This is a genomic window from uncultured Campylobacter sp. (genome assembly GCF_937949835.1).
Lineage (GTDB): Bacteria > Campylobacterota > Campylobacteria > Campylobacterales > Campylobacteraceae > Campylobacter_B.
On the sequence record NZ_CALEDC010000267.1, the window covers coordinates 1 to 6,358 of the forward strand.

The following is a 6,358-nucleotide window of genomic DNA, read 5'->3' on the forward strand; positions in this document are numbered from 1 at the left end:
AGAAAGAGGATGAAGAGCTAGGCACAGGAGATAAAGATAGGGGTAAAATATTTGCAGACTTTCTGGACGATAACTTGCAAATAAAAAACATCATACGAGAATATTGGATAGTTGCGTATGGAAATTTGAGTAGAAATTTAGCCTATTTGATCTTTGGAGATAAATAAAATTTTGAGCCTATCCATAAAGTATAAATTTTTGAAATTCTAAACAATAAAACGCGGCAGGTACTAACAGAATTTTACGCACAGCTCCTTTAAAACAATTCCAAGATAACCTAGAAATTATTTTTTACAAGCGGCGGATGAGGCGATACATGCCAAGCTATAGCGACCAAGAAAGACACTGGCGGCAAGGACTCAAACTATTTAATCCAGTCTAAATTTAACCCGCTCCGGCGCATTAAATTTCATGATAAATTTACGCCTAGGCACTCGGACATCCCCAAGCCCGAGCGCCGTAAATTTTAAATTTAAAACTGCCCGAAAAGATCGTTCAGCGCCTCGCTGATGCTAGGATGCGTAAAAATTTGGTTTTTGAAAAAGTCCGCTTTTGCGCCCAGCGCCATGGCGATCGCCAGCTCATTAACGATCTCGTGCGCGTTTACGCAGTGAAGCGCCGCGCCTAAAATTTCGCCGCTAGCCGCATCCACGACCGCTTTCATCATTCCCTCGTCGTGCGCTACGACCTTGGCGCCGGGCACCGCTGCCATCGAAAGCTTCAGCACCTTGATCTCGCGCCCACTCTCTCTTGCCTGCCGCTCGCTAAGGCCGATGCGAGCTAGCGGCGTGCGAGTAAACAGCACGCTTGCATGCGGTGCGCGGTTTTTCGTAGTGCGCGCGCCGTCTCCGAAAAGCGCGCTAAAAATGATCCTAAAATCATCCAGGCTCGTGTAGGTAAACATCTCGCCGCCGCGCACGTCGCCTGCTGCGTAGATGCCAGCAGTCGAGCTTTGCAGATGCTCATTCGTGATGATATTGCCGTGCGCGTCCGTCTGCACCCCCGCAGCGGCTAAATTTAGATCATTCGTATTCGCGCGACGACCGAGGGCATATAAAAACGCGTCCGCCGCGACCACCCCGCTCTCGCCCGCGAGGTTAAATTTTAGCTCTCTATCGTTTAAACTCAAAAACTCGCAGCCCTCGATAATCTCCACTCCTTGAGCTTGCAGAGCGGATTTGACGCTGGCGGCCACGTCCTCATCCTCGTTTTTCATAAATTTCGATCGCATCAGCACGCTAACTTTCGAGCCGAATCCCGCAAACATCGAAGCAAACTCAAGCCCGATAAATCCGCCGCCGATGATTACTAGATGCTTCGGTAGGATCTTTAAATTTAAAATTTCTTCGCTACTATAAGCGATCTGCGAGCTTACCTCAAAGCTAGGCTCGACCTCTTTTGAGCCCGTATTTACGACGATCGTTCCTGCTGAAATTTCACGCGTTTGTCCGTCAGGGCTTAGCACGCGCACGGAATTCACGCTCGTAAATGAGCCCTCGCCGTCGATTACGTCGATATTTGGGCTTCCCTTTAGCATGGCTAAATTTTTCGTCCTCAGTGCCTCTACGAGCTCGTCCTTTTTCTGCATGCTCAGCACGAAATACTCTCCGAGCACGCTGAAATTTACGAAGCCTGCTTCCTTGCTCGCCGTAACTAGCCGCTTGGTCGGGATGCAGCCTACGTTGATGCAGGTGCCGCCGTACATCTGCGGCGAGCGCTCGATGAGAGCGACCTTTTTACCTAGCGCGGCGGATTTTGCGGCAAGGGTTTTGCCTGCTTTGCCAAAGCCTATTACGATGATATCATAATCCATTTTTAATCCTTTTGATCTGAAATTTCGCGGGATTATAAGAGGTTTTATTAAATTTAAAATCTGCGTGGCGCAAATTTAAAGGCGCAGGCAAGTGGCGCGAAATTTTACGACGAAATTCTAACTTCGGCACAGAATTTAATGCGGAAAATAAAATTTTGGCTCTAATCGTTTTAAAAATTTTGCATCGATAGAATTAAAATTTTAAGCGCGGGATATGCGGCGTTTTATAGCGCTTGTTGGCAGATAGAATCCAAGCTACAAAATCCAAGTCCCAAACCGCTCATAAAATTTAAAGGTGCGAAAAGCAAGGAATTTACGCCGTAAAATTCCGCCACTAGCGCTTTTTTACGCCTAGCAAAAACATATCGATGCGGTCCTTGATTAGCTCGCTCGCTTTGAAATTTAGCTTTTCGTCGAAAAACAGCAGCCTGCTAAAATGTGGCTCTCTAAGCAAAAAGCAGAAATATAGCGCTAGGCTTTTTGCCGTGCGTCCGGACGCAAACTCGTCCGCATGCGCCGCCAAATACTCATCCAGCGCATTCGGCGAACCTAGCACGCCGCTTTTTAAAAAGATTTTTGGGCTCTCGCTAAGCGCGCCGTTAAAGCCGCTGAAAAGTATCAGCCGGTAGAATTTTATCGCCTCCGGAGCAAAAAGAAACTCCAGATAAATCCCTGCAAACTCCTGCAGATACTCGCGCAATTTTAGGTCTTTATTAATTCGCATGCGCTCGTTCATGCGCTCATCGAGCTTTTTACTTTGCAGTTCGATGATGCGCAAAAATAGGCTTTCTTTGTTATCAAAATACTTATAAACCGACGATAGCGAGCCGCCGCTAAGCTCGATGATATCGCTTAAGCTCGTAGCCTCGTAACCTTTGGCTAAAAACAGCTCCAGCGCCGCGTCTAAAATGAGCTTGCAGCGAATTTCGGATTTTTTATATTTAGGCGATTCGGGCATTTCGCCTCCTTTGAAATACTAAAATTTTTTGTAAGTGTATAAAAAATATACTTAATTAAGCAACATTATTAGGCTAAAATTCTAAAAGCTTAGCAAAAAATAATTTTGCGCGGCTTTGCAAGCGAAGCGAAATTTTATATCGCGCAAGCGCAAGCGAGCGGAATTTGATCGCGCGCCGGCTGCGGTAAGGCGGAATCTATCTTTGTAAACGAAGCGTTTAATGCCTATTTTAGGCAAATTTAGCAATAATTACCTAAAACGCTAAAAGGCATCTTTGTATGAAAAAAGTCTCGATCGGCGAAGCAGCCGAAATTTTAGGAATTTCAAAGGAAGCCGTCTATAACCGCATCCGCAGAAATTCCTTGCGCGCCGAGGAAAGCGACGGCGTACGCTACGTGCTTTTAGATGATGAAATGCAACAAAGCGAGCCCGCTTCGCAAAGCTCTGCGAAAAGCCCGCGCACCAGTGGCACAGCTGGCACCCAAAGCTTCATCGACTATCTCATCAAAGAAATCTCCGAGCTAAAAGGTAAAATCGAAGCACTGCAAAGCGATAAGGACAGGCTTCACAAAGAAAAAGAGGAAATTTTAATCGCCTCGAAAGATGAAATCAAGCTGATGTATAAAGAGCGCGATGAGAAGCTCAGGTATTTTTTGTCGTTTTTCGATAAACCGCTGCTTTCGAGCAAAAGCCGCGAAGCCAAACCCTACGATGTCGAAATCAAAGAAAAAACCTTCGATCGTAGCGAATGGACGAGCCTTGCAAAATTCGTAAAATCGCTCAAACGCAAAAAGCGCCTTAAAGCGCAAAGCCTAATCATCGAAAACATCGGCAAGAGCGAGTTTATCCGCGTCGAGGGAAACGAGCTTTTGATAAATCAAAGCCTAGATATAAAATCACTGAAAGGATCTAAATGAAACTACGCAAAATCGCTAGCTATGCGCTGGTAAGCGGCTTCGGGCTCGTTATGGCGGGCTCGTTAGCAGGCTGCGACGATAGGGGGCAGGAGCAAAACGTCCGTCTGCAAGAAGGCGCGCTCGTGCGACTCGAAGAGGTCGCGCCGGGAAAATATAAAATTTTAGAGGAATTTCCGAGCGAAAAAACCCAGATCATCTTAAGATCGCTCGACGGCACGGAGAGAATTTTAAGCGATGAGGAAACCAAAGCCCTTCTAGCCGAGGAAAACGCCAAAATCGACGCTGGCACTTCAAATTTGACGAACCAAAACGCGCAGCTTAGCAGCGGCGGCATGAGCCTGGGCGAAGCGATCTTGGCAAGCGCTGCAGGCGCCATCATCGGCTCGTGGATCGGCGGCAAGCTGTTTAACAACCCGGCCTACCAAAGTCAGCGCCAAACCGCCTACAAAAGCCCGAGCGCCTACTCCAGAAGCGTCGATAGCTTCAATCAAGCAAAGCAGCAAAACGACAAGGCGCGAAGCGGCAGAAGCGGATTTTTCGGCGGAAGCAAGAGCGGCAAGAGCGGCGGATTTTTCGGCGGCTAAACGCGCTTTGAAAGATACGGCGACTTCGCGCGGCGAGTTTAAATTTGGAGCGTAGAATTTTAAAATTTGCGTGAAATTTAGCATTGATTTGACGCAGGTTTTGCAAAAGTGCGCGATGAAGCTCGGCTAAATTTTATCGCTCTTACGACGTCCGATCCACACCGCAAGCGCGCCGTTTAAATTTAGCCGCGCATCTCGCGTGGCTTAAATTTACGCACGATCGTCGCGCACGATCTATGCTAATTAAATTTTGCCGTGCGCGCTTTAAATTTTTGCGAAGCCGTATGCGTATCAAAACTAACAAAGGCCGCAAAGATCGCAGCGCAAATGAGTTAAAATTTTAAAAAAAGGATAAAAATGCAATTAAAAAAGATAACACCGTTAAGCAACGAATATCTCGAAAAGCTCGGCTTTTACTGGCACACGGACGCAGACGAGACCCCTTACGTCAGCGACGAGATCGTGCGCGTGAGCGCTGCGGAGGCGGATGCGTATTACGAAGCGGCGAATGAGCTATACGAGATGTTTATAGCAGCCGCGCAGCACGTCATCGACAATAACCTCTTCCACGAGCTCGGCATCCCCTTCAACCTCGTCGATCTAATCAAGCAAAGCTGGGAAAACGAGGTGCACTGGCACCTATACGGACGTTTTGATTTCGCAGGCGGGCTGGACGGCAAGCCTATCAAGCTGATAGAATTTAACGCCGACACGCCCACGGCGGTGTTTGAGACGGCGATCATCCAGTGGGCGATGCTCAAAGAAAACGGCATGGACGAGGCGAGCCAGTTCAACGACCTTTACGACGCGCTGCGCGATAATTTCAAGCGGCTCGTGGTGCTTGACGGCGAGCTCGAGGACTTTTCTAAATTTTACGAAGGGTGGAAAATTTTATTTAGCAGCGTCGCGGGCAACGTCGAGGACGAAAAGACGACGAAGCTTTTGCAGCAGACCGCGGAGGATGCGGGCTTTAAGACGCGCTTTGCCTACGTGGACGAGGTGGAATTTAACGACGAAGAGGGCGTGTTTTTTGACGGCGAAAACTACGAGTATTGGTTCAAGCTGATCCCTTGGGAGGCGATTGCGATCGAGGAGGGCGAGCTTGCGATACTGCTAAAAAACATCGTGCAAAATCAGAAGGCGATCATCCTAAATCCCGCATACACGCTGCTTTTCCAAAGTAAGGGGATTATGAAAATCCTGTGGGATCTGTATCCGAACCACCCGCTGCTGCTGCAAAGCTCCTTTTCGCCGATCATCGGCAAAAAGATGATCAAAAAGCCGTTTTTGGCGCGCGAGGGAGCGAACGTGGCGATTTTCGACGCCGACGGCAGAAAGATAGAGGAAAACGGCGGCGAATACGGAAATCAGAAATTTTTATATCAGGAATTTTACGAGCTAAACAAAGACGAGCGCGCCCAGAGCTACCAAGCGGGGGTGTTTTTCGCCTTTGAGGGCTGCGCGCTAGGCTTCCGCAAGGGCGGCGAGATACTTGATAATCTCTCAAAATTTGTAGGGCACTACATCGAGGATGCAAAGTAGCGGCGCGGCAAATTTTAAAAATTTGAGAAATTTTAAGGCAGAGTATTTTGGCAGTAGCTTTGGCGGCAAGGCTCTGCCGGCGGTAAATTTTATCGCTGGGCGGCGGCGAAATTTAACGCTGGAGGCTACGGTAAAATTTAACGTAGCGGCGCGAACTAAAATTCCGCGCGGAGCAAGATTTGCGCGAGCTAAATTTTAAAATTTAGGCGCGAGCGGCAAAAATTAATCTTTCGCTTCGGCGCAAATTAGAATTTCAAAATTTAGACGCAGGTTCCAGCGACGGTAAAATTTAACGCTTGCTTCGGCATGAATTGGAATTTTAAAATTTAACGTCCCGCGCGCTGCAAGCATTAAATTTCAGCAAAAGCGGAATTCGCAATAGTAAAATTTCGCGAGAGCAAATTTCCGCAATAGCTAAATTCGCGGAGTTGAAATTTACCGTTTAGACGCCGTGTTCCAAAACTGTGCGACGGAATTTAAAGGCTAAATTTAACCGCGCAGCCATGGCTTAAATTTTAAAACACAAAGGGGAAAATATGAAAAT

General features: G+C 47.5%; 6 protein-coding genes. 4 read left to right on the forward strand and 2 right to left on the reverse strand.

All coding sequences use genetic code 11. The annotated features are described in order from the left end of the window. Nucleotides 1-472: 472 nt before the first annotated feature. On the reverse strand, nt 473-1,813 hold the full coding sequence (locus Q0256_RS05990) for an FAD-dependent oxidoreductase (protein WP_297961109.1): 1,341 nt from the start codon (nt 1,811-1,813) through the stop codon (nt 473-475). Between the two features lie 334 nt (nt 1,814-2,147). Further along, a complete protein-coding gene (locus Q0256_RS05995) occupies nt 2,148-2,771 on the reverse strand; it encodes a TetR/AcrR family transcriptional regulator (protein WP_297961113.1) in 624 nt (207 codons plus the stop codon). Between the two features lie 278 nt (nt 2,772-3,049). Between Q0256_RS05995 and Q0256_RS06000 the strand changes: the two genes are divergently transcribed. The 4 genes from Q0256_RS06000 (at nt 3,050) to Q0256_RS06015 (ending at nt 6,013) form a co-directional block, all read left to right on the forward strand. After that, complete coding sequence (locus Q0256_RS06000; protein WP_297961116.1) at nt 3,050-3,688, forward strand: DNA-binding protein; 639 nt, start codon at nt 3,050-3,052, stop codon at nt 3,686-3,688. Beyond that, a complete protein-coding gene (locus Q0256_RS06005; protein ID WP_295150449.1) occupies nt 3,685-4,272 on the forward strand; it encodes a UPF0323 family lipoprotein in 588 nt (195 codons plus the stop codon). Before Q0256_RS06000 ends, Q0256_RS06005 begins: the two co-directional genes overlap by 4 nt. 357 nt (nt 4,273-4,629) lie before the next feature. After that, entirely contained in the window at nt 4,630-5,814 is a 1,185-nt protein-coding gene (locus tag Q0256_RS06010) for a glutathionylspermidine synthase family protein (protein ID WP_297961119.1), read from the forward strand. Beyond that, nucleotides 5,804-6,013: a hypothetical protein gene (locus tag Q0256_RS06015; protein WP_297961122.1), complete on the forward strand. Its 210-nt coding sequence runs from the start codon at nt 5,804-5,806 to the stop codon at nt 6,011-6,013. Before Q0256_RS06010 ends, Q0256_RS06015 begins: the two co-directional genes overlap by 11 nt. The last annotated feature ends 345 nt before the right edge of the window (nt 6,014-6,358 follow it).